The organism is Pseudomonas marginalis, from assembly GCF_024169655.1.
Lineage (GTDB): Bacteria > Pseudomonadota > Gammaproteobacteria > Pseudomonadales > Pseudomonadaceae > Aquipseudomonas > Aquipseudomonas paraveronii.
The window spans coordinates 3,247,814-3,273,729 of sequence record NZ_JALJWV010000001.1; the positions used below are offsets into that span (position 1 = coordinate 3,247,814).

Sequence of the window (25,916 nt, forward strand, 5' to 3'; positions counted from 1 at the left end):
GGAGCTCATCCAATGAAAACATTCAAATCGAAAATCGCTACCGTCGCCTTTGCCCTAGCCGGCACCTTCATCGCAAGCGCCAGTCATGCGCAGGATACAACGCCCTCCGTGGTGATCGTACACGGCGCGTTCGCCGACGGCTCCGATTGGGCCAAAGTGGTGCCACTGCTCCAAGCCCAAGGGGTGGCCGTTACGGTTGTGCAGAACCCGCTCACCTCACTTGCCGACGATGTTGCCGCTACGCGCCGCGTGTTGAGCAACCAGCAGAGCAAGGTGGTTCTAGTCGGGCACTCTTGGGGCGGCACCGTGATTACCGAGGCCGGTAGCGACCCGAAGGTCAGCGCGCTGGTGTATGTCGCCGCCTTCGCGCCGGAGGCCGGGCAAACCAGCGGCGAACAAGGTAAAGGCGCGCCCACGCCCCCTGGCATCAGTCAGATCAAGGCCGACGGCAACGGTTTTCTCTATTTGACCCCGGAAGGCATGGCCAAGGACTTCGCCCAGGATCTCCCTGCAGCGCAGACCGCCGTCATGACCGCCACGCAAGGTCCCATCAAGGCATCTGCCTTCGACGATAAAACGACCGTGTCGTCCTGGAAGACCAAACCGTCCTGGTATCTGCTAGCCACAGAAGACCGGATGATCCACCCCGACGTCCAGCGCTCTGCCGCCAAGCGTATCGGTGCCACCCTTGCAGAGGTGCACACCAGCCATGTTCCCCAGCAGTCACAGCCGGCCGAGGTCGCCGCAGTGATTCTTAAGGCAGTGCACAGCGTTGGCGAGAAATGATCGCAGGGAAATGACGCCACTGATAACCGCAAACTCAATCGCTGCATGGATACGGAGCGTGCGCATGAATCATCTGCGTGATCAACACTATGACTTCATTGTGTGCGGTGCAGGTACGGCGGGCTGCGTGGTCGCAGCCCGTCTCGCCGATCAGCAAAGCGCACGCGTCTTGCTGATTGAAGCTGGCGAGGGGTACTCAGGCCCCGAGGTTGCCGAACCGGCGCAATGGCCGATGAACCTCGGTTCAAAGCGTGACTGGGCATTCGAGGGGCAACCCAATCCACACCTCAATGGTCGACGGCTATCCCTGAGCATGGGTAAGGGACTCGGCGGCGGCTCCAGCATCAATGTGATGGTCTGGTCGCGCGGGCACCGCTCCGATTGGGACCATTTCGCTGCCGAGTCCGGCGACCCGGCCTGGGGCTACGATTCGGTACTCAATTACTACCGCAGGATCGAGAACTGGCAAGGCAGCCCTGATGCCACTCGGCGTGGTTCAGGTGGCCCCGTGCATGTCGAACAGCCGGCCACGCCTCAACCCCTCGCGTGGGCAACGTTGGAGGCGGCCAGCCGTCTGGGTATCCCCCGATTCGACAGTCCCAATGGCGAGATGATGGAAGGCCCGGGCGGGATCGCTATCACCGACCTGCGCATTAACCAGGGCAAGCGCGAATCTGTTTACGACTCCTACATCCGGCCACGGTTGCACTATCCGAACTTGACGGTCCTGACAGGGGCATTGGTGACCCGCCTATTGCTTATCGGTACACGGGTTATCGGTGTCGAAGTGGTGATCGCCGGCGAACGGCAGTGCTTCTATGCCGCAGCCGAGGTCATCCTGTCCATGGGCGCGGTGCAGACACCCAAGGTGCTCATGCAATCGGGAATCGGCCCGGAAGATGAACTGCGACACCACGGCATCGCACCGACCCATCACCTTCCCGGCGTGGGCCAGAATCTTCAGGACCATCTCGCCTTTGGCTGTACGTGGGAGTACCTGCAACCCCAGCCAGTCGGTAGCGGCGGGTGCGAAACCACCTTGTACTGGAAAAGCGACAGTCGCCTGGATGTCCCGGACCTGTTGCAGTGTCAACTGGCGTTTGCGGTACCCTCTCCGCCTGAGGTCGCGATTGAGCCGCCACACCATGGCTGGACAATGTTCGCTGGGCTGGCCAGGCCTGCTAGTCGAGGACGCTTGCGCCTGTCGGGTGCCGGGCCACTGGATGTCCCACTCATTGAGCCGAACTCGCTGAGCGCGCCCGAGGATATGACCGCGGCGTATGCGTCGATCGACCTGTGCAGGGCGCTCGGTAACAGCGAAGCCTTCAACGGGCTGGTCAAACGCGAAGTCGTGCCCGGGCCGAAAGAACATCGCGCTATGGAGCAGTTCATCCGCAACTCTGCCGTGACTTACTGGCACCAATCCTGCACCGCAAAAATGGGCCGAGATACGATGTCGGTGGTCGACCATCAACTGCGCGTGTATGGCATCGATAAACTGCGCATTGCTGATGCCTCGATCATGCCGCGAATTACCGTTGGCAACACGATGGCGCCGTGCGTCGTCATCGCCGAACGAGCAGCAGATCTTGTCCTCGCTGCGCAGGGTGTGACGGCTGCGGCCACAGCGCTGCGCCGGTAACTCATAAGAATACTGATACACCCCATGCTCACTGGCAGAAACGGCCAGAAGCGGTCACTCGCGATCCCGGTGAGTAATCATCCAAAAATGTAATGCATTTCGGTCTGGCGTGGTGAGCGCACCGAACGACGACCTACAGCGTCCGGCTTAGTAGTAAATCCAGCTGATCGTAATCGCGCCTCAGCGCAAGATTGCCCACGCAATGTAGAGGGCGGGCTGGCAAATTAGAATGACTGTCGCGAGCAACGTGCCATAAGCAAGCCTGGCTCCTGTCGAATGTTCCCCCAAAGGCAAGACCACTGCCAAGCAACTCAACCGGATAGTGAACACTAATAGCAGCACCAACTGAGCGCACACGTAGATGCTGACAGCGGGAGTCTTTGGAAAAAAATGCGCGACCGGAAAAAGTAAAATTCCGAAGAGTGCGCCGAATAGCATCGCGTGCCGGAAGTTCCTAGACGCCTCGGCAAAGCTTAATTCGAATCGCACACCGGTTTTGGTGCTCATCAACCAGGCATAGAGCAAGGTAAAGCCAAGTGGCAACGCGTAAACAACCAAGACTGCGCACAGCAGGTATAGTCCTATCATGACGCTCTCCCTGAAAGGCCATTCAATTCATGCTTGCATTAGCTCGTGGACGGCGATGCAAATCTCACTTCGTTGAGTAATCCCGTATATCAATCACGACCTCTATCTCCTGACAGATCAGCCCTTCTCCGCCAGCATGGAACCTGTCGCTGGGTGATGATTCGATTGTCGCATCCCAGAACTTAGCTGAATAGCGACCGTGCTTGGGGGGCATTCTGGGATAACCGCCACCAATGCAATTCGAGCCTTCACTCGTGATTTTTCTATCGTGCGGCAGTATGCATATGTCGCAGAGATCAACTCTGAAATTTGCTATGGCGGCCTCTGGCAAGTGACTGCTTCGGGTCGATTCTGTTGAAAAAGTCGGAATTTCAGGCTGTAAGAAGGCGACGTTGGCCCTCGTTTCAGAACCTGGTCACCACGTTGCGTGGCTTTCAGGTTCTGCATTGACCGTTGCAGCTTGGTTAATAGGTTAATTTGAGGGGTTTTGCTGATTCCGGGCGTACCTATCCCGTGGTCGGCGGCCCTTGTGAGGTCAGTTTCGCCAGTCGTCTTAAATTCTGTACCGCAGCGGCCAAGGTAAATTCGTCGTTTGCACCGGTCATTCCTCGTAGCCTTAATCGATCCAGTTTCAGGATTCGTTTGAGATGAGCGAACAACATTTCGACCTTTTTGCGCTCATGGCGAGAGCACACGTATTGCGGTGTTGCGGCAATTCGCCGAGCAACATTGCGTGCCGCCTCATGGACGCTACGGGCGATTTTTCGGAACGAGGTGTTTGGGCAGCAGCGCTCTTTCATTGAGCATTTAGAGCAGTCTGTTTGCCGGGATCGAAAGATGATGGTGTCGGCTTTCGTGACATGTGAGCGCTGGTTCTTGAAGGCCCGCCACTCGCTGCGCAGGGCGTGCCCCGTGGGACAACGATATTCCTGCGCTTCTTCACTCCATTGAAAATCACTGATCGAGAGGCTCTCGTTCTTACGCTCGGTTTTGTCCCAAACCGGCACATGCGGCTCGATGTCTTTTTCGTTCACCATCCAGGCCAGCATCGGTGCGGTTCCGTAAGCGGTATCGCCGATGAGCCGATCCGGCTTGATGTCGAACTGTTCTTCGACCCGCTCGATCATGGTCTTAGTGCTCTCGACCTCGGCGGTTCGATGCGCTGGGGTCGGCTCCACATCCATGATCACGCCATGCTCGACATCAATCAGATAGTTCGTCGAGTAGGCGAAAAACGCCGGGCCTCCTGGCGCTGCGGTCCAACGAGAAAGTGGATCAGTCAATGACAGGCGCTTAGGCAGTGCTTCGCGTAACGCTTCTTCATCCAGCGCTTCAAGGTACTCACGCACGGCGCGAGTACTCAGCGACGGATCGCGCCAGTTGATTTCATCATCGCCAGGTACGCCACGTTGCCGACTGGCATCTGCTTTGATGACGCTGGCGTCGACCGCAAACCCTTCGCCCTTGACCAGACCTGCGTCCATGCAGCGACGCAGCACCTCATTGAACAGCCAGCGAAACAGCGAGCTGTCACGAAAGCGACCGTGCCGATTCTTGGAAAACGTAGAGTGATTGGGGACTTCGTCTTCGAGGCTTAAGCGGCAGAACCAGCGATACGCCAGGTTCAAATGAGCCTCTTCGCACAACCGACGTTCGGAGCGAATGCCGTAGCAGTAGCCCACCACCAACAGGCGAATCATCAGTTCGGGATCAATCGATGGGCGCCCGACTGGGCTATAAAAATCGGCGAGATAATGGCGCAGATCGCTGAGATCAAGGCATCGATCAATGCTGCGCAGGAGATGATTGGCTGGGATGTGATCTTCAATGTTGAACGAGTAAAACAGTCTCTCTTGTCCGCTCGACAATTGTCCCATCATGCTGCGAATCCTCCCGCTGGCCGATGACCTGATTTTGCCGCAGGCCAAGCAGGAGATCTACTTTTTCAACAGAATCGGCCGTTTTCAGCCAGTCACGACAGGCAGAAAACGACCCAAAGCTAACATCATTAAAGCGCGCTGAGAGTCGTGCCTCACTCATTTGCATCCGACCTGATCAGCCATTCCAACCGTTTCAACAGAATCGGCCGATTGCAGCCCTTCGTGAGAAGCAGAAATCGGCCATGAGTTCACGTTCGATCCACACCCGTTTTCAACCAAAAAGACAAGCCAGCCTTCTCCCGCAGGCCCGTATTGCTAAAGTTACCGACTCATCAGTCGACAGCTTTTGCTCCCATTTCACGGATGATATTGAGGGCACGCAGGGTTTGAACGGCGTGCCCTTACGTAATCGATTGCCAAATCATCCACCGGTGTTTTCCGGCAGTTTGGCAATCACCTTGATCTCGAACTGGTAACCATAGAGCCACGTAACGCCCACGCCGGTCAGCGTCGGGTGTGGCGCCCTCCCCCAGAACTCCGGCACAACCTTCCAGATCGTCTCGAACTTCGATTCGGGATCGACGATGAAGACGGTGACATCAATCACATCGTCGAAGGTGCAACCGGCGGCAACCAGGATTGCATTCAGGTTGCTGAACGCGAGTCGCACCTGGGCCTCCAGATCGGGTTCGGGCGAGCCGTCTTCGTGACTGCCAACCTGCCCCGACACGAATAAAAAGCCATTGGACTTGATAGCCGGCGAATAGCGATTGCGCTCGTAAAGCGCCTGGCGTCCAGCTGGAAAAACCACGTCACGCTGCGTCATAGGTGCCTCCATCAATGGGTCAACGTCGACCCGGAACTAACGATGCAGAGACTGTAAGGGCTTGTACCAAGGCGATAAACACGCAACCTTAGCTAGCACTGTTTGTTAAACCCAAACAATCTGCTCGATAGCGGAGGCAGCAATGGACCGTTTTGATGCAATGCAGGCATTTGCTCGCGTGGTGGAAGCTGGCAGCTTCACCAAGGCGGCCGAAACACTGCATATGAGCAAGACCACCGTGACACAACTGGTACAGCAGTTGGAGGCACGGTTGCGGGTTAAATTGCTTAACCGCACGACGCGCAAAGTCAACGTCACTGCCGATGGTGCAGTCTATTACGAGCGAGTTCTGCGGCTGCTGGCCGACATGGACGACGCCGAGACCAGCCTGTCCAACGCCTCGACGCTGCCCAGGGGTCGCTTGCGAGTGGATGTGCCGAGCCCTCTGGCCAGCATGATTCTCGTCCCCGCATTGCCTGGGTTTTACTTGCGCTACCCCGACATCCAGATCGATATGGGCGTCAGTGACCGGATCGTGGATATGATCGGTGAGAACATCGATTGCGTGGTGCGTGGCGGCGAGATAAAGGATCAGTCGCTGATGGCCCGGAAGGTAGGCGACCTCCAGCTTGGCGTTTTCGCCGCACCGAGCTACCTGGCACGCGTCGGTATCCCCACGCATCCGCGGGAGCTGGAGGATTCGCAGCATCGTATCGTCGGCTTCTTGTGGGCGCGCACCGGCAAAGCCCTGCCCTACTCCATGCGCAACCACGCTGAGAGCCTCCAGGTCAAAGGCCGCTATGCGCTGGCAGTCGATGATGGCAACGCCTACCTCGCGGCCGGCCTGGCCGGGCTGGGTGTACTTTGGCTACCCAAGTACATGTCCAAAACCTTCGAAGCACGCGGCGAGCTGGTGCCCCTGTTCGAGAACTGGAGCCTCGATCCGATGCCGATCTACGTGGCATTTCCCCCGAACCGGCATATCAGCATCAAGGTGCGCGTGTTCATTGATTGGGTCGCGGAGCTGATGGCGCAGCATGCGCCTGTCAGCGAGCGACTTGGTTCGTGACGGTGGCGTTGCTGGCCCCGGCATGCTGATTCTGTATGCGGCCTCTGTCGGCGAGGCCGATGTACTCGGTTCGCAACACCGCATCCGCCCTTCACCCTGATCTAAACTCCACACACCCATTCACCGTGGAGACCGAACATGAACAACAAAAACACCCTGTGCCTCTGGTACAACGGCACCGCCCTGGACGCTGCGACGTTTTATGCCAAGACCTTCCCGGACAGTGCGGTGAAAGCGTTACACCGCGCGCCGGGGGATTATCCCGCAGGTAAACAGGGCGACATTCTGACCGTCGAGTTCACCGTGCTGGGCATCCCGTGTCTCGGCCTGAATGGCGGTCCGGCATTCCCGCACACCGAGGCGTTTTCCTTTCAGGTGGCTACCGATGACCAGGCCGAGACTGATCGGCTGTGGAACGCCATCATCGACAACGGTGGCCAGGCCAGTGCCTGCGGTTGGTGCAAGGACAAGTGGGGCCTGTCGTGGCAGATCACGCCGCGTGTGTTGTCGGCCGCCGTGACCCATGCCGACCCGGCGACGGCCAAGCGAGCCTTCGAGGCGATGATGACCATGACCAAGATCGACATTGCCGCGATTGAGGCCGCAGTGGCTAATCCCTGACCGACAACGATCGTTTCACCGCCCAGGCACTGTTCAAGTGCCTGGGCGGTGCAGCCTGCCGGTAACTGCGCAGGGCTTGACACATTTACTCACATCCCCTGAAGATGGAGCCCTCATTCAGGGTGTGTCAGCTCATGCTTGCAACGTCTTTCGCTAACCTTTCCGTCATTGGCTTGATCGCCAAGGCGCAAGGTTGCGTTGCGCGCGCCCTCAAATCGAAGAAACAGTCGCTCATGTGACCGGGGCGCGCTGTCCCGTCAGATGAGCTGACAGGACATTGAGCGCGACGGACACCCTGCCCTTGCACAATTCCCTCTGCCCTTCTGACGGTGACTTTATCGGTCAATCATCAGGAGAAAGTGCATGTCAGCGTTTCAAGGTATCTGGGTTCCCGTGGTCACACCGTTTCATGACGGCGCCATCGACTTTATCGGCTTGCGCCGGCTGGTCGAACATCTGCTGGAACAGCACGTGGCCGGGATCATGGTCTGCACCACCACGGGCGAAGCTGCGGCGTTGAGCCGCCAGGAACAACTGGCCGTGCTGGATGCGGTGTTGCAATGGGTGCCAGCGCACCGCGTGGTGATGGGCCTGGCGGGATATAACCAAATTGAGCTGTTGCAGTTCCAGGGCGAAATCCTCAAACGCCCGGTGGCCGGGCTGTTGGTGCCGGCGCCCAGCTATATCCGTCCGTCCCAGAGCGGCCTTGAAGCGTTCTTCCGCACGGTGGCCGACGCCTCCAGTGTGCCGATCATTCTCTATGACATTCCCTATCGCACCGGCGCGAGCTTTGAACAGACCACGCTGCTGAACATCGTCGCCCATCCGCGCATCGTCGCGGTCAAGGACTGTGGCGGCAACCTGGGCAATACTCTGGCGCTGTTGGCCAGTGGTGCGGTGGATGTGTTGTGTGGCGAGGATATCCAGATCTTTAACGCGTTGTGCCTTGGCGCCAGTGGGGCGATCGCGGCGTCGGCACATGTACACACCGAGCAGTTCGTGGCGCTGTGGCAGCAAGTGCGGGATAACCAGTTGAGCGAGGCGCGGCAGACGTTTTTCCAGTTGCTGCCGCTGATCAATACGCTGTTTATGGAGCCCAACCCGGCACCGGTTAAGGCGGCGCTGGCCCTGCAGGGATTGATCGGCAGTGAATTGCGCGCGCCGATGCAGCGGGCCGGCGACGCCACCGTCAGCCGTCTGCAAGCGTTGTTGTGAAGCCGGTTGATTGAGTGTCCCGCGCCACCTGCAACCGGTGCAACGTAATCTGGCGCACCTGCTGCTTGCTCAGTTCGATATGCCGCGTGAGCAGCCGTTGCGCCTGCTCACCGCGCCGTTGCAGGATCGCGTCGAGTATCTGCGCATGTTCTTCGTAGGTCGCCGCGATCCGCGATGCCTGGGTAAAATCGAGCCGGCGGATGATGCGGATTTTTTCCGTAATGGCGTAGTGCATGCGCGCCATTTCGCGGTTGCCGGTGGCTTCCACCAGGGCGCAGTGAAAGCGCTCGTCCAGCGCGGACACCACCTGGGTGTCCTGCTGGCGTGCGCCCTCCTCCACCTGCCAGATCGCCTGCAACCCTTGCAACAGCGCAGGGCGCGGTTCATCCATCCGGCATAAGCGGTTGACCGCCGCCAGTTCCAGAATGATCCGCACGTCATACAGTTCTTCGAAGTAGCTGAAGTCGAACGGTTTCACCTGCCAGCCACTGCGAAAGTACACCTCCAGATAGCCTTCCTTCTCCAGACGATAGAGCGCCTGACGCACCGGGGTGCGGCTGACGTTCATGCGCTCGGCCACTTCGCCTTCGCTGAAGCGGTCCCCCGGCAGCAGGCGAAAGTCGAAGATATCCGCCTTGAGCTGCGCGTAGATCCGTTCGGCCAAGCTGTCGGGGCGCGCCCTGGTTTTTTTCAGCGTTGAACCCGGCATGCTCAGCCCCGACTCGCGACAAAGGCGCGCCAGCCGCCGAATTCGGTGATGTCGAGCGCATCGGCCAGCGCCCAGGGCTCGCAGATAAAGCCTTTGACGCTGCGCCCGTCCGCCAGGCTCAGGTTGCCCATGCCCAGGGGCGCGGGGATTTCGGCGACGAACTCGCCAAAGCGTGCGAGGGGCATGTCCCACAACTCGACGATGATCGAGCGGCCGCTGTCCGCCTTGGCCAGCCCCGGTTTCGGCGGCACGGTGCCCGGCAGCGCATACAGTCGATAGCTGTCGCCGGTCAGTGTTTGTTCGACCAACACCGCATTGCGCGTGGTCAGTTGGAAGTTCAGCGGCATGCCGCTCAGGTGCGCGCCAACCACCGCCACGCGCACGCTGCCGGGCGCGGGTGCTGGCGCGGCTGGCGCGGGTAACGCGCGCGCGGTGGCGCCCAGCGGCAGGCCGAGACCGGCTTGCCAGCGCTTGCCCAAGTGGGCCAGTGCCGTGTCATGCCAGGCCGGCGCCAACAGGGTGATGCCGCAGGGCAAGCCATCGGCGCGCAAGCCGGCGGGCAGCGCCAGCGCACACAAGTCCGCCAGGTTGGTGAAGTTGGTGTAGTAACCGAACTGCGAGTTGTAGCGCACGGGCTCCCCGGCCATCTCGGCCTGGGTGCGAATCGTCGGCGAGGTCGGCACCAGCAAGGCATCGAACCCTGCCAGCGTGTCATTGATGCGCCGGCTCAGCTCGGCCCGCAGGTATTCGGCTTTGTAGGCATCGCAGGCGCTGTACTTAAGCCCGTTTTCGACGATGCCGCGCACCACCGGGTTAATCGCATCCGGCTGCTGTTCAAGCATGCTGTGCAGGGCGACCGTGCGCTCGGCGACCCATGGGCCGAAATACAACTGGTCCGCCAGCGCCTTGAACGGGCTGAAATCCACCGGGGTGATCAGCGCACCCAACGCCTTGAAGCGCTCGACGGCCTGCGCGAATACGGCCTGGTTCTGGGCATCGCCGAAGAACTCCAGGGTCGCCGGAACGGCGAGCTTGATCGCGCTGCCCACCGCCACAGGCGCGGTATGGGGGTTGGCGCGGGAATAGGCGTCGCTGGCGTCGTAGCCTTCGGCCACTTGCGCCACGGATTCGGCGTCCTCCACGGTGAGCGCAAACACCGAGATGCAATCCACCGTGCGGCACGCGGGCACCAGGCCGGTATTGGACAGGCGGCCTTTGCTGGGTTTTAACCCGACGATATTGTTGAACCCCGCCGGCACCCGACCGGAGCCTGCGGTGTCGGTACCCAGGGAGAACGCCACCAGACCCCGGGCGACCACCGAGGCGGAACCGGAGCTGGAACCGCCGCTGACATACGCCGGATTGAAGCTGTTGGCCACCGCGCCATACGGCGAGCGGGTGCCCACCAGGCCGGTGGCGAACTGATCGAGGTTGGTCTTGCCCATCAGGATCGCACCGGCCGCACGCAGCTTGGCGACGACGCTCGCATCCGATGCCGGGGCGTAGGCAAATTCCGGACACGCCGCCGTGGTCTCCCAGCCGGCCGCGTCGATGTTGTCCTTGATCGCAAACGGCACGCCGTACAACGGCAGCTTGGCCATATCGCCACCGACCGCCGCCAGCCGCTCGCTCAATTGCGCCAACTGCGCCGTCAGTTGCTCAGGGCGCGCACGGGCGATCCAGGCGTTGTCGTCAGCGGCGTATTGCGCGGCCAGGGTCAGCACGATGTCCGGGGTGAGCGCGCCGCTGCGATAGGCCTCACGCCATTCGCCGAGGGTCCAGCCGATAACACGCTGCATAAGGGGGTCTCCATCTTGTATCCAAGTTTGGATTTGTTTCTAGCAAACCCCAGGCCAGTTGCGCACACCCAACGATTGCACGGGTTCGCGCCCAGGCCGCGCGGCAAGACTGCACACGGATGGCGCGCGCACCCTTCGCCCATGCGCCAAAAAAAGACAGCCGGCCGACCGCCCGGTTGCGACCCGTGCGATAGCAGCCTATGGTCCAAACCATGCTCTGCCGTTTGCTGTCCCCCCACCCTACACCCAGGTGACGACATGCCCACGCTTGCCCGCCCCGCCGTGCTTGAACTGATCGGCAACACCCCGCTGGTGCGGATCAGCCGCTTCGATACCGGCCCCTGCACGCTGTTTCTCAAACTCGAATCGCAAAACCCCGGCGGCTCGATCAAGGATCGCATCGGCCTGGCGATGATCGACGCCGCCGAACGCGACGGTCGCCTACGCGCCGGCGGCACGATCGTCGAAGCCACCGCCGGCAACACCGGGCTGGGCCTGGCGCTGGTGGGTCGAGCGAAAGGCTACCGGGTGGTGCTGGTGGTGCCCGACAAGATGTCCACCGAAAAGGTGCTGCACCTCAAGGCCTTGGGCGCCGAAGTGCATATCACCCGTTCCGACGTCGGCAAGGGCCACCCCGAGTACTACCAGGACGTGGCCGCGCGCCTGGCCAAGGACATCCCAGGCTCGTTCTTCGCCGACCAGTTCAATAACCCGGCCAACCCACTCGCCCACGAAACCAGCACCGCGCCGGAAATCTGGGCGCAAACCCAGCATGACCTCAACGCGATTGTGCTGGGCGTCGGTTCGGCCGGCACGCTCACCGGGCTGACGCGGTTCTTCAAGCGGGTGCAGCCGGCGTTGGAAATGGTGCTGGCGGACCCGGTCGGTTCGGTGATGGCCGAATTCAGCCGCAGCGGCACCTTGGTCACCCCGGGTTCCTGGGCGGTTGAAGGGATCGGCGAAGATTTCATCCCCGCGATTGCCGACCTGTCCAACGTGCGCCACGCCTATTCCATCAGCGATGAAGAGAGCTTCGACCACGCCCGCCAGTTGCTCAAGGCCGAAGGCATTCTCGGCGGCTCATCCACCGGCACCCTGCTCGCCGCAGCCTTGCGCTATTGCCGCGCGCAGACCACGCCCAAACGTGTGGTCAGCTTCGTCTGCGACACCGGCACGCGTTACCTGTCGAAGGTCTACAACGACCAGTGGATGAACGATGCGGGCTTGTTGCACTACAAGCACTATGGCGACCTGCGTGACTTGATCGCCCGGCGCTTCGAAGACGGCCGCGTGATCAGCGTCAGCCCCGACGACACCCTGCTCACCGCCTTCCAGCGCATGCGCCTGGCCGATGTTTCGCAACTGCCGGTGCTGGTGAACGGCCAGGCACTGGTGGGGGTGATTGACGAGTCCGACATCCTGCTGGGCCTGCACCACGACGCTGCGGACTTTTCCATGATCGTCGCCAGCGCCATGACCGAGACCGTACACACCCTCGCCCCGAGCGCCAGCCTCGCCGAGTTGCAGGCGGAGCTGGATCGCGGCCTGGTCGCCATCATCGCCGACGCGTCGGGCTTCCATGGCCTGATCACCCGTGTCGACCTGCTCAATCACCTACGGAGATCCCTTGCATGAGTCAGCCCGATAAAAACGCGTTTGCCACCCGCGTGATCCACGCCGGGCAAACACCCGACCCGACCACCGGCGCGCTGATGCCGCCGATTTATGCGAACTCCACCTACCTGCAAGACAGCCCCGGCGTACACAAGGGCTTCGACTATGGCCGCTCCCACAACCCCACTCGGTTCGCCCTGGAGCGCTGCGTGGCCGACCTGGAAGGTGGCCGCCAGGCGTTTGCCTTTGCCTCGGGGCTGGCGGCGATTTCCAGCGTGCTGGAGTTGCTGGATGCCGGCAGCCATGTGGTCTCCGGCAACGATCTGTATGGCGGCACCTTCCGCCTGTTCCACAAGGTGCGCCAGCGCAGCGCCGGGCACCGTTTCAGTTTTGTCGACTTGAGCGATGTGCAGGCGTTTGAAGCGGCGTTGCAGGACGACACGCGCATGGTCTGGGTCGAGACGCCCAGCAACCCGTTGCTGAGCCTGACCGACCTCAGCGCCATCGCCCGCATCTGCCGCGCCCGCGGCATCCTCTGCGTGGCGGACAACACCTTCGCCAGCCCGTGGATTCAGCGTCCGCTGGAGCTGGGCTGCGACATCGTGGTGCATTCCACCACCAAATACCTCAATGGCCACTCCGACGTGATCGGCGGTATCGCGATTGTCGGCGACAACCCCGAACTGGCCGAGCGCCTGGGCTTCCTGCAGAACTCGGTCGGCGCCATCGCCGGGCCGTTCGACGCCTTCCTGACCCTGCGCGGCGTGAAAACCCTGGCCCTGCGCATGGAGCGCCATTGCAGCAATGCGCTGGACCTCGCGACCTGGCTCGAACACCAACCGCAAGTGGCGCGGGTGTACTACCCGGGCCTGGTCTCCCACCCCCAACACGTCCTGGCACGTCGGCAGATGCACGGGTTTGGCGGGATGATTTCAGTCGCATTGAACTGCGACCTGGCCGGCGCCAGGCGTTTCCTGGAGCACGTCAAACTCTTCGCCCTGGCCGAAAGCCTCGGCGGCGTGGAAAGCCTGATCGAACACCCGGCGATCATGACCCATGCCAGCATCCCGGCGGCGACGCGGGCGCAGTTGGGCATCGGCGATGGGTTGGTGCGGTTGTCGGTGGGGGTTGAAGATGTGGAGGACTTGCGCGCAGACCTCGCGCAAGCCTTGGCATATATCTAATGTGGGAGGGGGCTTGCCCCGATAGCGGTGGATCAGTCTCCTGATTCGGTGGCTGACAGATTGCTATCGGGGGCAAGCCCCCTCCCACACTGGGTACCGCGTCAGGCAGACGTGATGCTGGCCCTGTTTTTTGGAGACGCCTCGTAGTCCGCCAATGACATCCTAATGTGGGAGGGGGCTTGCCCCCTCCCACACCGAATGCTGCGTCAGGCTGACGTGACGTTGGCCCTGCTTTTTGGAGACGCCTCGTAGTCCGCCAATGGCATCCTAATGTGGGAGGGGGCTTGCCCCCGATAGCGGTGGGTCAGGCTGATGTGACGTTGGCCCGCGCGCTATGCAGCTTCTTGTAGCTCTCGATCAAGCGCAGATGCCGATCCAGCCCTTCCAGCTTCATGCTGGTCGGCGTCAGCCCATAAAAGCGCACGCTGCCATTGACCGAACCGATCACCGCGTCCATCCGCTCGTGACCAAACATCCGTCGGAAGTTGGCCTCGTAGTCCGCCAGTTCCAGGTCTTCATCCAGTTCCATCTCCAGCACCGCGTTCACCGCCTGATAGAACAGGCCGCGCTCAACGGTGTTGTCGTTGTACTGCAGGAACATTTCCACCGCTTCCTTCGCGTCCTCATATTGTTGCAGGGCGAGGTAGATCAGCAGCTTCAATTCCAGGATGGTCAGTTGGCCCCAGGCGGTGTTGTCGTCGAACTCGATGCCGATCAAGGTGGTGATGTCGGTGTAATCGTCCAGCTCGCTTTCCACCAGACGTTCGGCCAGCGCCTTGAGTTCAGTGTCATCCAGGCGATGCAGGTTGAGGATGTCGGCGCGGAAAAACAGGGCTTTGTTGGTGTTGTCCCAGATCAGATCGTCCACCGGATAGATTTCCGAGTAATCCGGCACCAGGATGCGGCAGGCGGTGGCGCCCAGGTGCTCATACACCGCCATGTACGATTCCTTGCCCATGTTTTCGAGAATGCCGAACAGTGTCGCGGCTTCTTCGGCGTTGGAGTTTTCGCCCTGACCGGAGAAGTCCCACTCGACGAATTCGTAATCCGACTGGGCACTGAAGAAGCGCCACGAGACCACGCCGCTGGAGTCGATAAAGTGCTCGACGAAGTTATTCGGCTCGGTCACTGCGTGGCCTTCGAAGGTCGGCTGCGGCAGGTCGTTGAGCCCTTCGAAACTGCGGCCTTGCAGCAGTTCGGTAAGGCTGCGTTCCAGCGCCACTTCCAGGCTCGGGTGCGCGCCGAACGAGGCAAACACCCCGCCGGTACGCGGGTTCATCAAGGTCACGCACATCACCGGGAATTCACCGCCCAGCGAGGCATCCTTGACCAGCACCGGGAAGCCCTGGGCTTCCAGGCCCTGGATACCGGCCAGAATACCCGGGTACTTGGCCAGTACTTCAGTCGGCACATCCGGCAGGGCGAATTCGCCTTCGATGATTTCGCGCTTGACCGCCCGCTCGAAGATCTCCGACAGGCACTGCACCTGGGCTTCGGCCAGGGTGTTGCCGGCGCTCATGCCGTTGCTCAGGTACAGGTTTTCGATCAGGTTGGACGGGAAATACACCACCTCGCCGTCCGACTGGCGCACAAACGGCAGCGCGACAATCCCGCGCTCTTCATTGCCGGAGTTGGTGTCGAACAGGTGCGAGCCGCGCAACTCGCCATCGCGGTTGTAGATTTTCAGGCAATAAGCATCGAGGATTTCAGTCGGCAGCTCATCCTTGCGCCCAGGCTGGAACCAGCGCTCGTCCGGGTAATGCACGAACGGCGCGTTGGCCAGTTCTTCGCCCCAAAACTGATCGTTATAGAAGAAGTTGCAGTTGAGACGCTCGATGAACTCACCCAACGCCGAGGCCAGCGCGCTTTCCTTGGTCGCGCCCTTGCCGTTGGTGAAACACATCGGCGAATGCGCATCGCGGATATGCAGCGACCACACGTTCGGCACGATATTGCGCCACGAGGCGATCTCGATCTTCATGCCCAGGCCGGCCAGGATGCCGGACATGTTGGCGATGGTCTGCTCCAGCGGCAGGTCCTTGCCCACGATGTAGGTGCCGGCCTCCGAAGTGGCGTTGGGCATCAACAGTGCCTGGGCATCGGCGTCGAGGTTTTCCACCTCTTCGATCACGAACTCAGGCCCGGCCTGCACCACTTTCTTCACGGTGCAACGGTCGATGGAGCGCAGGATGCCTTGGCGATCCTTGTCGGAGATATCCGCAGGCAGTTCCACCTGGATCTTGAAAATCTGGTTGTAGCGATTTTCTGGATCGACAATGTTGTTTTGCGACAGACGGATGTTTTCCGTGGGGATATTGCGCGTCTCGCAGTACAACTTCACAAAGTACGCCGCACACAATGCCGACGAAGCCAGGAAGTAATCGAATGGCCCCGGCGCCGACCCATCGCCTTTATAGCGAATCGGTTGATCGGCGATCACCGTGAAGTCATCGAACTTGGCTTCAAGCCGAAGATTGTCGAGAAAGTTAACCTTAATTTCCATGCGGGATTACCAAAATAGCGAACTTCAAATTGGCCGCCATTATCCGGCATTTGCGTTTGAAGTCTTGTGCTTTCGCGTTTCGGCCGCCGACTGACGGAGCTGAATACTGGATTTAGACCGGTGCAATGCTGTTACTTTGAATTGTCAGACAATCGGTCTTCAACTTATTTGAATGGTTGCCGATGTCCTACAGGCAATTCAGGGAGTAGTCGAATGCGCAACAACCAACCCGTGACACAGCGCGAGATTTCCCTCGCGCCTTCGCAGAAGCTCATCTCCGCAACCGATGTTGAAGGGAAGATCACTTACTGCAACGATGCCTTTGTCGATATCAGCGGTTTTGAACGGACCGACCTGATCGGCTCCCCGCAGAATATCGTGCGCCATCCCGATGTCCCCCCTGCCGTCTTTGCCCATATGTGGCGCGCGCTCAAGCAAGGCCTACCGTGGATGGGCATCGTCAAGAATCGCTCGAAAAACGGCGATCATTATTGGGTCAACGCTTACATCACCCCGATCTTCGAAGGCAGCCGCGTGGTGGGCTTCGAGTCGGTCAGGGTCAAGCCGAGCGCTGATGAGATCCGACGTGCCCAGGCACTGTACCGCCGTATCAGCCAAGGCAAATCGGCGGTTTCGCGCCGGGAGAGTTGGCTGTCGACGTTGTTCGACTGCGTGCCCTATGTAGCCGCCGGGCTTGCCGGCGCCGTGGGCGGGCTGTTCCTCAGCGCGCCGCTGGCGATGGCTGTAGCGGTAGCCGTTGCGGTGCCCGTGGGCATAATCGGCACGCGGTTGCGTCAGCGTGCAACGTTACGTTTGCTGGCGGACGTCGAACCGTCGACCTCGGATGCGCTGATTGCGCAGATGTACAGCGATGAACGCGGCCCCCAGGCCCGCCTGGAAACCGCCTTCCTCAGCCAGAACGCCCGCCTGAAGACCTGCCTGACCCGCCTGCAGGACAGTGCCGAACAACTCAGCGCGCTGGCCGGGCAATCCGACCGACTGGCCATGGCCAGCTCGACCGGCCTGGACCGTCAACGCGTCGAAACCGAGCAGGTCTCGGCGGCCGTCAACCAAATGGCCGCGACCACCCAGGAAGTCGCCAGCCACGTGCAACGCACCGCGGATGCCACCCAGCAAGCCAACGTGCTGACCGGACGCGGCCGCGAGGTGGCGCGCGATACCCGCGAAGCCATCGAGCGCCTCTCCGCCATGGTCGGCGAGACCGGTATCACCGTGGCGCAACTGGCCCGGGACAGCGACGAAATCGGCTCTGTGGTTGACGTGATCAAAGGCATCGCCGACCAGACCAACCTGCTGGCCCTCAACGCTGCCATTGAAGCAGCACGTGCCGGCGATATGGGTCGCGGCTTTGCCGTCGTCGCCGACGAGGTGCGCCAATTGGCACAACGCACCACGCACTCCACCACCCAGATCCATGGTTTGATCACCAAGCTCCAGGCGTCGTCCAACAACGCCGTGCAAAGCATGGAGCACGGCCAGCGCCAGGCGCAGGAAGGCGTGGCCCGGGTGCTTGAGGCGGACCAGGCGCTGGTCGGCATCAGCGAAGCGGTGTCCCACATCACCGAGATGACCACCCAGATCGCCGCCGCCACCGAAGAGCAAAGCGCGGTGGCCGAAGAGATCAGCCGCAACATCACCACCATCGCCGAACTCGCCGACCAGACGTCGGTCCAGGCCCACCAATCCACTGACCTGAGCAAAGAACTGACCCACACCGCGGCCACCCAATACGCACTGGTTGAGCGTTTCAACCGCTGACCGTATACGCACGCGCCCATTCTCCAAATGCCGCAGGCAGCTGGAGGGTGGGCGCCTGACTCCCGCCTCGCCTCAACTCACCCCCAACTCCACCACCCCCGCATTCAACCGCACCGGCCACACCCGCAAGTGCTGGTGCGGTGCCTCCAGGCATTGGCCGTCTGCCAGACGGTAATGCTGTTTGTAGATCGGCGCGGCCACCACCAGGTCGCCTTTGATACTGCCGACCAGCCCGCGACCGATCACGTTCGCGCCGGATTCCGGGTCGTGGTTGTCGATGGCGTAGAGCGTCTGATCCGGTGCGTCCGGCAGGTAAAACAGCGCGACTTGCGCGCCGTCGTACCACACCACCACGCCGGAGTTACTCACCAGGTCGCTTTCGTTGCACACGCTTTGCCAGGTGGCAAGGTTTCGCTGGGTGTTGGACTGGCTCATCAGGCAAGCTCCTCGATGACGGGAATCAGGTTGAGTTCGGCGGCCATGATCGGCCGGCGCTGGCCGCGTTCGTGGACAAAATGGATGTCCGGGTCCGGGCGCTTGTCGTTGACGAAGGTGCGGAAGCGTTTGAGTTTTTCCGGGTCTTTGAGGGCGTTGGCCCACTCGCATTCGTACCGGTCGACCACCAGCTGCATTTGCGCTTCGAGTTCGGCGCCCAGGCCCAGGCTGTCGTCGAGGATCACGTCCTTGAGGAAATCCAGGCCACCTTCCAGGCTTTCGCGCCACACCGAGGTGCGCTGCAATTTGTCGGCGGTGCGGATGTAGAACATCAGGAAGCGGTCGATGTAGCGGATCAGCGTGGCGTCATCCAGGTCGGTCGCGAACAGCTCGGCGTGGCGTGGGCGCATGCCGCCGTTACCGGCGATGTAGAGGTTCCAGCCCTTCTCGGTGGCGATCACGCCGACGTCTTTGCTTTGCGCTTCGGCGCATTCGCGGGTGCAGCCGGACACCGCAAACTTGAGTTTGTGCGGCGAACGCAGGCCTTTGTAGCGGTCCTCGATGAGCAGCGCCATTTTCACGCTGTCCTGCACGCCGTAGCGGCACCAGGTGCTGCCGACGCACGACTTCACCGTGCGCGTGGATTTGCCGTAGGCATGCCCGGTTTCAAACCCGGCGTCGATCAGCTCGGCCCAGATGTCCGGCAACTCATGCAGTTGCGCGCCAAACAGGTCGATGCGCTGGCCGCCGGTGATCTTGGTGTAGAGCTCGTATTTCTGCGCGACCACGCCGATGGCGATGAGTTTTTCCGCAGTGATTTCGCCGCCCGGAATACGCGGCACCACCGAGTAGGTGCCGTTCTTCTGCATGTTGGCCATGAACGTGTCGTTGGTGTCCTGCAACGGCACCAGCGAGGCGTCCATGATCGGCTGGTTCCAGCATGACGCGAGGATCGAGCCCACCGCCGGTTTGCACACATCGCAACCGGTGTGGCCACGGCCATGTTTGGCCAGCAATTCTTCGAAAGTGATCACCCCTTCCACACGCACCAGGGCATACAACTCCTGACGGGTATAGGCGAAGTGTTCGCACAGGCTCTTGTCGACGCTGACGCCTCGGGCCACCAGTTCATGCTCGAACACCTGCTTGAGCAAGCCGGCGCAACCGCCGCAACCGGTGCAGGCCTTGGTCTGCGCCTTGAGCAGGCCAAGGTCGGCGCAGCCGCTGTCGATGGCCGTGCAAATCGAGCCTTTGGTGACGTTATGGCAGGAGCAGACGGTGGCCGACTCCGGCAAGGCGCCAGGGCCGAGGGTCGGTGCGCCGGCGGACGACGGCAAGATCAGGCTGGCCGGTTCGGCCGGCAACGCAATGCCGTTCTGCATGTACTGCAGCAACGTGTCGTAGTAGCTGTTGTCGCCGACCAGCACCGCACCGATCACCTGTTTGCCGCTGGCGTCCACCACCAGGCGCCGGTAGCTGGCGCTGGCCTCGTCGATGAACTGGTAGCTGCGCGCACCGGGCGTGTGTGCATGGGCGTCGCCAATGGAACCGACGTCCACCCCCAACAGTTTGAGTTTGGTCGACATGTCCGCGCCGACAAAGGGCTCGGCGGCCTGCCCGCACAACAGCGCGGCAACCCCTCGGGCCATCTGGTAACCCGGCGCGACCAGGCCGAACAGGCTGCCGTTCCAGGACGCACATTCGCCAATCGCGTAGATGTTCGGGTCGCAGCTCAAGCATTCATCATTGATCACCACACCGCCGCGCGGGCCAATCTCCAGGCCGGCCTGGCGGGCCAGTGCGTCCTGGGCGCGGATCCCGGCGGAGAACACGATCAGGTCGGTTTCAAGGAATTCGTCGTTGGCAAAATTCATGCGGTAGCGGTACTGCTCGCCGGCGCTGATCGATTGGGTGGCGCGGGACAAATGCACGCCCACGCCCAGCCGCTCGATCTGCGCCTTGAGCGCCAGCCCGCCGAAGTCATCCAGTTGCACCGGCATCAGGCGCGGCGCGAATTCCACTACATGGGCTTCAAGGCCGAGGCTTTTCAGGGCGTTGGCGGCTTCCAGGCCCAGCAGGCCACCGCCGACCACCACGCCACGCCGGGCATTCGCGGCGGCGGCGCGGATGGCGTCGAGGTCTTCCAGGGTGCGATAGACCAGCCGCGAATCGCCTTGCGCGCCGTCTATCGGCGGCACAAACGGATAAGAGCCGGTCGCCAGCACCAACGTGTCATACGCCACGTTGCCTGCGGCGGTGATCACCTCACAGCGGGCGCGGTCGATTTCCAGCACCGGCACCCCCAGGTGCAGGGTCACGCCCGGCGTCTGGTACAGCGAGGCGTGCGACAACGCCAACGACTCGGCATCACGGCCGGTGAAGTATTCGGACAGATGCACGCGGTCATAGGCACGCATCGGCTCCTCGCTGAACACATGCAGGCGATAGTGATCCAAGGCGCCGCGCTCGATCAGTTGCGCCACACAATGATGGCCGACCATGCCATTGCCGACGACGATCAGGGTTTTCAGCTGTTTCAGACTGGAGTTCATATCAAGCACCCGACAAAGCTCATCACGGTTTGAAAAAAGCAAAAAAAAACGCCTGAAACCTTGCGGTTCCAGGCGCCTTTGCCTGTTCTGATGCGGGGTCGATCCGGACGTCTTCGCCGGTTCTACCGCTGGTGCCCATGACCTGTACGGCCTGTCGATCGTCGTTGACCGAGGTGGGATTGTTCCTGAGCTTGCAGGCTCTGTGCCAATCCGCCGTCATGCCCGTCGCAACGGCGGCAAGTGCCGCTCAACCCTGCCAGACACCGCTGGTTGTGCCTCCAACTGGTGCGCGCCGGCGTCATAAAAGTGCATTTTCCCGTGTAGCGCGGGCGCACAGGGCGCAACCAAGCCCGTCACAGCGGCGTGTGAAAAACCTGGCGCGTGACTTGCTAGGAACACACCAACCAAGCAGTCAACGCTGACTGCCCACTCACGACAAAGGCGCCGTGTAATCCCCGTTTCCAACGGAGGGTTGCAGGGCGCTTTTTTTATGGGCGGGCAGAAAAGATCCGAGGATTACCAATGGCAAACCAACGTGTACGCAGCGTGTGTCCTTATTGTGGCGTGGGCTGCGGCATCGTCATGCACGTCGAGCACAACCGCGTGGTCAAGGTGATCGGCGACAAGGCCCACCCCACCAACGCCGGTCGGCTCTGCACCAAAGGCAGCACCTGCGGGCAAGCCATCGCCGAGTCCGGCCGCATGGAAAACGCCTACCTGCGCCAGGCGCGTGATCACGACCCGGTGCGTATCGGCATGGACAAGGCCATCAGCGAGACCGCCGGCCGTTTGCGCGCCATCCTCGACCGCGATGGCCCGGATGCGCTGGCGTTCTACGTGTCCGGGCAGATGTCGCTGGAAGCCCAGTACCTGATCAACAAACTGGCCAAGGGTTTTGTGCGCACCGCCAACATCGAGTCCAACTCACGCCTGTGCATGGCCAGCGCCGGCAGCGGCTACAAACTCTCCCTCGGTGCCGACGGGCCGCCCGGCTCGTATGAAGACTTCGACCGCGCCGACCTGTTCTTCGTGATCGGCGCCAACATGGCCGACTGTCACCCGATCCTGTTCCTGCGCATGATGGAGCGGGTCAAGGCCGGCGCCAAACTGATCGTGGTCGACCCTCGGCGCAGTGCCACGGCCGACAAGGCCAACCTGTTCCTGCCGATCAAACCGGGCACCGACCTGGCGTTGCTCAACGGCTTGCTGCACCTGCTGGTGAAAAACGGGCACACCGACCCGACCTTTATCGCCGCCTTCACCGAAGGTTGGGAGGCCATGCCCGGCTTTCTGGAGGACTACCCGCCGCAGCGGGTCGCCGAACTGACCGGCCTGGCCGAAGCCGACATCCGCCAAGCCGCCGACTGGATCGGCCAGGCCGCCGAGTGGATGAGCTGCTGGACCATGGGCCTCAACCAAAGCACCCACGGCACCTGGAACACCAACGCGCTGTGCAACCTGCACCTGGCCACTGGCGCGATCTGCCGCCCCGGCAGCGGGCCGTTCTCCCTGACCGGGCAACCCAACGCCATGGGCGGTCGTGAGATGGGCTACATGGGCCCCGGCCTACCGGGGCAGCGCTCGGTGCTGGTCGACGCCGACCGCGCCTTTATCGAGGCGCTGTGGAACCTGCCCGCCGACAGCCTGCCGCGCCAGGCGGGCAGTGGCACCGTCGCCATGTTCGAGCAGATGGCGGCCGGGCAGATCAAAGCCTGCTGGATCATCTGCACCAACCCGGTGGCCAGCGTGCCCAATCGCCAAACCGTGATCAAGGCGCTGCAAACCGCCGAACTGGTGATCACCCAGGATGCGTTCCTCGATACCGAGACCAATCGCTACGCCGACATCCTCTTGCCCGGCGCCCTGTGGGCCGAAGCCGAAGGCGTGATGATCAACTCCGAGCGCAACCTGACCCTGATGCAAAAAGCCGTGGAGCCACCGGGCGAGTCGCTGGCCGACTGGCAGATCATCGCCCGGGTCGCGTGCGAAATGGGCTTCGCCGACGCCTTCACGTATGCGTCCGCCGACGAGGTGTTCGAAGAGATCAAGCGCGCCTGGAACCCCGCCACCGGCTATGACATTCGCGGCGCCAGCTATGCACGCCTGCGCGAACAACCCCTGCAATGGCCGTGCGCATCGAACGAGGCCGCAGAGCGCAACCCGATCCGCTACCTGAATAACGGCATCAGCCAACCCCTCAAGACCCATGCCGACGGTCGCCAACCCGCGATCGTTTTCGCCACCGAACACGGCAAAGCCCGGTTTTTCCCGCGCCCGCACCTGTCGCCGGCGGAAATGCCGGATGAGGCGTTCCCGTTCGTGCTCAACACCGGCCGCTTGCAACACCAGTGGCACACCCTGACCAAGACCGGCAAGGTCGCCACGCTGAACAAACTCAACCCCGGCCCCTTCGTCGAAATCCACCCCGACGACGCCGCCAGCCTGGGCATCAAGCACAAAGACCCGGTCGAGATACGCTCACGGCGCGGCCGCGCCGTACTGCCCGCAGTGATCAGCGACCGCGTGCGGGCGGGCACCTGTTTTGCGCCGTTTCACTGGAACGATGTGTTCGGCGACAACCTGGCGATCAACGCCGTGACCCATGACGCGGTCGACCCGATTTCGCTGCAGCCCGAGTTCAAGTTCTGTGCGGTGGCCCTGCAACGGGTCGAACTGATCGAGCACCAGTTCCTCGACGTAGCGGCACCCGTCGCCCAGCCCGTTTCCCCCTTAGCAGAGGAGCTCGCCATGTCGCGCCTCGACGCCTTCGCCGACCTGGTCGGCATCCGCAACCTGCCGTCGCCGTCATTGAGCGACAATGAGCGCACCTACCTCGCCGGTTTTCTCAGTGGCCTGCAATCCAGCGCCGCGCACCCGGCCGGCGGTGTCCCGACGCTGCCGGCGAATGCGCCCGTGGCCAAGGATGCCCGACTGTGGCTGGACGGCCTGCTGGGCGGCTTGTTCAGCCGCACCGAGGCCAGCGCCGTGGCAGCCGCGCCCGCCCCTGATACGCCGGCCGTCACCTTGTTATGGGCCTCGCAAACCGGCAACGCCGAAGCCTTGGCCGAGCGTTTTGCCCAGCGCCTGCGCGCCAGCGGCATCGCGGTGGAGCTGAGCGCGATGGCGGACTTCCCCGCGAGTAAACTGGCGCACACGCAGAACCTCGCGTTGATCAGCAGCACCTTCGGCGACGGCGACCCGCCGGACAACGGCGAAGGTTTCTGGCACGGCCTGACACACGCCGAGACCCGTCTGGAGTCGCTGCGTTTCGCGGTACTGGCGTTGGGTGATCCCAACTACGATCAGTTCTGCCAGCACGGCAAACAACTCGACCGGCGCCTGCTGGAGTTGGGCGCCACCCGCCTGCTCGAGCGCGTCGACTGCGATACCGAATTCGAAGAACGCGCCGATGCCTGGTTCACGCAGTTCCTACACACCCTCAACCCGGCAACGCCCGTAGCCCTCGCCACGCCCAGCGGCAAACCCGAGACGCATGCCTCACGGTTGCTGCTCAACCTGCACCTGAACCCGCAAAGCCGCCACAAGGAAACCCGTCAATTCTCCCTGGACCTGGCGGACTCCGGGCTGACCTACGAAGCCGGCGATGCCTTGGGGGTGATGCCGCGCAACTGCCCTGAACTGGTCAGCGAGTTGCTCGATCTGACGCGCCTGGGTTCCAGCACCTGCGTAAACATCGACAGACTCGGCGACGTGCCGCTGCACCAGGCCCTGACCGAGCACTTTGAAATTGCCCGGCCCAACAGCGAGACCCTGGCCTTCATCGCCGAGCGCAGCGCCAAGCCGGGCCTGAAACACCTGCTCGAACCTGAGCGCAAAACCGAGCTGAAGGACTGGCTGTGGGGCCGGCAACTGGCGGATGTGCTGCACGAATACCCCATCGACTGCTCGGCGGACGAACTGCTCGGCACACTCAAGCGCCTGCAACCGCGTTTGTATTCGATTGCATCCAGCGCCAAGGCGCACCCGCGGGAAGTCCACCTGACCGTGGCGGCCGTGCGCTACGGCAAGCGCAAAGGCGTGTCGTCAACCTTCCTCGCCGACCGCGCCGACAACGGCGAAGTGCCGGTGTTCGTGCAGCCCTCCAAACACTTCCGCCCGCCTGCCGATGGCGACGTACCGATCATCATGATCGGCCCCGGCACCGGCGTGGCGCCCTTCCGCGCGTTTTTGCAGGAGCGCCGGGCCCAGGGGCATCAGGGCCGCAATTGGCTGTTTTTCGGTGAACAACACGCGGCGAGCGATTTTTACTACCAGGATGAACTGCAGGGCATGCAGCGCGATGGCTTGCTCACCCACCTGAGCCTGGCGTTTTCCCGCGACCAGGCGCAGAAAATCTACGTGCAGGACCGCATCCGCGAACACGGCGCCGAGCTGTGGCGCTGGCTGCAGGAAGGCGCGCAGTTATACATCTGCGGCGATGCCAGCCATATGGCCAAGGATGTCGACCAGGCCCTGCGCCAGGTTGCCCATCGTCACGGCGGGCTGGGCGTCGAGAGCGCCGTCGATTACTGGCGGCGGATGAGTGAGCAGAAGCGCTACCTGCGGGATGTCTACTGAAAACAGTCACGCCGCCTCAGTGTCGGCGTGACCGATGACATCAGCGCTGAAATTCCGCTGGCCATTCCATGCTCATGGTCGATGGACCTCAATGACCAAGCCCTCGTCCTCACTGGGCGCACAGAAGTGGCGGGTG

17 protein-coding genes and 1 pseudogene are annotated in these 25,916 nt (G+C 61.9%); 10 read left to right on the forward strand and 8 right to left on the reverse strand.

What is annotated here, in order from left to right:
- Positions 1–12: 12 nt before the first annotated feature.
- Both J2Y83_RS14725 and J2Y83_RS14730 read left to right on the forward strand, forming a co-directional pair.
- Entirely contained in the window at positions 13–786 is a 774-nt protein-coding gene (locus tag J2Y83_RS14725) for an alpha/beta hydrolase (RefSeq protein ID WP_253396249.1), read from the forward strand.
- Positions 787–850: 64 nt separating this feature from the next.
- Positions 851–2,428: a GMC family oxidoreductase gene (locus J2Y83_RS14730; RefSeq protein ID WP_253396250.1), complete on the forward strand. Its 1,578-nt coding sequence runs from the start codon at positions 851–853 to the stop codon at positions 2,426–2,428.
- A 180-nt stretch (positions 2,429–2,608) separates the two neighbouring features.
- Here J2Y83_RS14730 and J2Y83_RS14735 read toward each other — a convergent pair whose 3' ends face one another.
- The 3 genes from J2Y83_RS14735 to J2Y83_RS14745 all read right to left on the reverse strand — a co-directional run bounded on the left by J2Y83_RS14735 (position 2,609) and on the right by J2Y83_RS14745 (position 5,722).
- Complete coding sequence (locus J2Y83_RS14735; protein WP_253396252.1) at positions 2,609–3,016, reverse strand: hypothetical protein; 408 nt, start codon at positions 3,014–3,016, stop codon at positions 2,609–2,611.
- Between the two features lie 506 nt (positions 3,017–3,522).
- Positions 3,523–4,896 (reverse strand): transposase, encoded by a 1,374-nt coding sequence (locus J2Y83_RS14740; protein ID WP_253396254.1) that lies wholly within the window; start codon positions 4,894–4,896, stop codon positions 3,523–3,525.
- A gap of 421 nt (positions 4,897–5,317) precedes the next feature.
- Positions 5,318–5,722: a RidA family protein gene (locus J2Y83_RS14745; RefSeq protein ID WP_253396256.1), complete on the reverse strand. Its 405-nt coding sequence runs from the start codon at positions 5,720–5,722 to the stop codon at positions 5,318–5,320.
- 142 nt (positions 5,723–5,864) lie between these two features.
- Here J2Y83_RS14745 and J2Y83_RS14750 point away from each other — a divergent pair, with 142 nt between their 5' ends.
- From J2Y83_RS14750 to dapA, 3 genes are all read left to right on the forward strand, one after another.
- The gene (locus tag J2Y83_RS14750) at positions 5,865–6,791 is read left to right on the forward strand and encodes a LysR family transcriptional regulator (protein WP_253396258.1); all 927 of its coding nucleotides are present in this window, start codon (positions 5,865–5,867) and stop codon (positions 6,789–6,791) included.
- 138 nt (positions 6,792–6,929) lie between these two features.
- Positions 6,930–7,412 (forward strand): VOC family protein, encoded by a 483-nt coding sequence (locus J2Y83_RS14755; protein ID WP_017846413.1) that lies wholly within the window; start codon positions 6,930–6,932, stop codon positions 7,410–7,412.
- A 363-nt stretch (positions 7,413–7,775) separates the two neighbouring features.
- Positions 7,776–8,627: a 4-hydroxy-tetrahydrodipicolinate synthase gene (gene dapA, locus J2Y83_RS14760; protein ID WP_253396260.1), complete on the forward strand. Its 852-nt coding sequence runs from the start codon at positions 7,776–7,778 to the stop codon at positions 8,625–8,627.
- On the opposite strand, the gene J2Y83_RS14765 is transcribed toward dapA, so the two are convergent.
- Together J2Y83_RS14765 and atzF are read right to left on the reverse strand one after the other, a co-directional pair.
- Positions 8,602–9,336 (reverse strand): GntR family transcriptional regulator, encoded by a 735-nt coding sequence (locus J2Y83_RS14765; protein ID WP_253396262.1) that lies wholly within the window; start codon positions 9,334–9,336, stop codon positions 8,602–8,604. The two genes, dapA and J2Y83_RS14765, sit on opposite strands and share 26 nt — an antisense overlap.
- A gap of 2 nt (positions 9,337–9,338) precedes the next feature.
- On the reverse strand, positions 9,339–11,135 hold the full coding sequence (atzF, locus tag J2Y83_RS14770) for an allophanate hydrolase (RefSeq protein WP_253396264.1): 1,797 nt from the start codon (positions 11,133–11,135) through the stop codon (positions 9,339–9,341).
- A gap of 258 nt (positions 11,136–11,393) precedes the next feature.
- Here atzF and J2Y83_RS14775 point away from each other — a divergent pair, with 258 nt between their 5' ends.
- Together J2Y83_RS14775 and J2Y83_RS14780 are read left to right on the forward strand one after the other, a co-directional pair.
- Complete coding sequence (locus J2Y83_RS14775) at positions 11,394–12,770, forward strand: pyridoxal-phosphate dependent enzyme (RefSeq protein ID WP_253396266.1); 1,377 nt, start codon at positions 11,394–11,396, stop codon at positions 12,768–12,770.
- Positions 12,767–13,933, forward strand: a complete 1,167-nt coding sequence (locus J2Y83_RS14780; RefSeq protein ID WP_253396268.1) for a cystathionine gamma-synthase — start codon at positions 12,767–12,769, stop codon at positions 13,931–13,933. The genes J2Y83_RS14775 and J2Y83_RS14780 overlap by 4 nt, the downstream gene beginning before the upstream one ends.
- A 304-nt stretch (positions 13,934–14,237) precedes the next feature.
- On the opposite strand, the gene J2Y83_RS14785 is transcribed toward J2Y83_RS14780, so the two are convergent.
- A complete protein-coding gene (locus tag J2Y83_RS14785; RefSeq protein ID WP_253396270.1) occupies positions 14,238–16,436 on the reverse strand; it encodes an OsmC domain/YcaO domain-containing protein in 2,199 nt (732 codons plus the stop codon).
- A gap of 213 nt (positions 16,437–16,649) precedes the next feature.
- Here J2Y83_RS14785 and J2Y83_RS29890 point away from each other — a divergent pair.
- Together J2Y83_RS29890 and J2Y83_RS14790 are read left to right on the forward strand one after the other, a co-directional pair.
- Positions 16,650–16,922, forward strand: a pseudogene (locus tag J2Y83_RS29890) (PAS domain-containing protein); the annotation flags it as partial.
- 252 nt (positions 16,923–17,174) lie between these two features.
- Positions 17,175–18,215: a methyl-accepting chemotaxis protein gene (locus J2Y83_RS14790; RefSeq protein ID WP_425262848.1), complete on the forward strand. Its 1,041-nt coding sequence runs from the start codon at positions 17,175–17,177 to the stop codon at positions 18,213–18,215.
- Positions 18,216–18,287: 72 nt separating this feature from the next.
- Here the strand turns inward: J2Y83_RS14790 and nirD are convergent, their stop codons facing one another.
- Positions 18,288–18,650 (reverse strand): nitrite reductase small subunit NirD, encoded by a 363-nt coding sequence (gene nirD / locus J2Y83_RS14795; RefSeq protein WP_253396272.1) that lies wholly within the window; start codon positions 18,648–18,650, stop codon positions 18,288–18,290.
- Complete coding sequence (gene nirB / locus J2Y83_RS14800; protein WP_253396273.1) at positions 18,650–21,202, reverse strand: nitrite reductase large subunit NirB; 2,553 nt, start codon at positions 21,200–21,202, stop codon at positions 18,650–18,652. The genes nirD and nirB overlap by 1 nt, the downstream gene beginning before the upstream one ends.
- 522 nt (positions 21,203–21,724) lie before the next feature.
- Between nirB and J2Y83_RS14805 the strand changes: the two genes are divergently transcribed.
- Positions 21,725–25,780, forward strand: coding sequence for a bifunctional nitrate reductase/sulfite reductase flavoprotein subunit alpha (locus J2Y83_RS14805; RefSeq protein ID WP_253396274.1), 4,056 nt, complete (start codon positions 21,725–21,727; stop codon positions 25,778–25,780).
- Positions 25,781–25,916: the final 136 nt, after the last annotated feature.

What these genes read in the sequence shown, in the direction of transcription:
- dapA (WP_253396260.1), top strand. Translation starts at nt 7,776, where the DNA reads ATGTCAGCGTTTCAAGGTATCTGGGTTCCCGTGGTCACACCGTTTCAT.
- J2Y83_RS14725 (WP_253396249.1), top strand. Translation starts at nt 13, where the DNA reads ATGAAAACATTCAAATCGAAAATCGCTACCGTCGCCTTTGCCCTAGCC.
- J2Y83_RS14755 (WP_017846413.1), top strand. Translation starts at nt 6,930, where the DNA reads ATGAACAACAAAAACACCCTGTGCCTCTGGTACAACGGCACCGCCCTG.
- nirD (WP_253396272.1), bottom strand. Translation starts at nt 18,650, where the DNA reads ATGAGCCAGTCCAACACCCAGCGAAACCTTGCCACCTGGCAAAGCGTG.
- J2Y83_RS14735 (WP_253396252.1), bottom strand. Translation starts at nt 3,016, where the DNA reads ATGATAGGACTATACCTGCTGTGCGCAGTCTTGGTTGTTTACGCGTTG.
- J2Y83_RS14785 (WP_253396270.1), bottom strand. Translation starts at nt 16,436, where the DNA reads ATGGAAATTAAGGTTAACTTTCTCGACAATCTTCGGCTTGAAGCCAAG.
- J2Y83_RS14750 (WP_253396258.1), top strand. Translation starts at nt 5,865, where the DNA reads ATGGACCGTTTTGATGCAATGCAGGCATTTGCTCGCGTGGTGGAAGCT.
- J2Y83_RS14765 (WP_253396262.1), bottom strand. Translation starts at nt 9,336, where the DNA reads ATGCCGGGTTCAACGCTGAAAAAAACCAGGGCGCGCCCCGACAGCTTG.
- nirB (WP_253396273.1), bottom strand. Translation starts at nt 21,202, where the DNA reads ATGAACTCCAGTCTGAAACAGCTGAAAACCCTGATCGTCGTCGGCAAT.
- J2Y83_RS14790 (WP_425262848.1), top strand. Translation starts at nt 17,175, where the DNA reads ATGGCTGTAGCGGTAGCCGTTGCGGTGCCCGTGGGCATAATCGGCACG.
- J2Y83_RS14775 (WP_253396266.1), top strand. Translation starts at nt 11,394, where the DNA reads ATGCCCACGCTTGCCCGCCCCGCCGTGCTTGAACTGATCGGCAACACC.
- J2Y83_RS14730 (WP_253396250.1), top strand. Translation starts at nt 851, where the DNA reads ATGAATCATCTGCGTGATCAACACTATGACTTCATTGTGTGCGGTGCA.
- J2Y83_RS14745 (WP_253396256.1), bottom strand. Translation starts at nt 5,722, where the DNA reads ATGACGCAGCGTGACGTGGTTTTTCCAGCTGGACGCCAGGCGCTTTAC.
- atzF (WP_253396264.1), bottom strand. Translation starts at nt 11,135, where the DNA reads ATGCAGCGTGTTATCGGCTGGACCCTCGGCGAATGGCGTGAGGCCTAT.
- J2Y83_RS14780 (WP_253396268.1), top strand. Translation starts at nt 12,767, where the DNA reads ATGAGTCAGCCCGATAAAAACGCGTTTGCCACCCGCGTGATCCACGCC.
- J2Y83_RS14740 (WP_253396254.1), bottom strand. Translation starts at nt 4,896, where the DNA reads ATGATGGGACAATTGTCGAGCGGACAAGAGAGACTGTTTTACTCGTTC.
- J2Y83_RS14805 (WP_253396274.1), top strand. Translation starts at nt 21,725, where the DNA reads ATGGCAAACCAACGTGTACGCAGCGTGTGTCCTTATTGTGGCGTGGGC.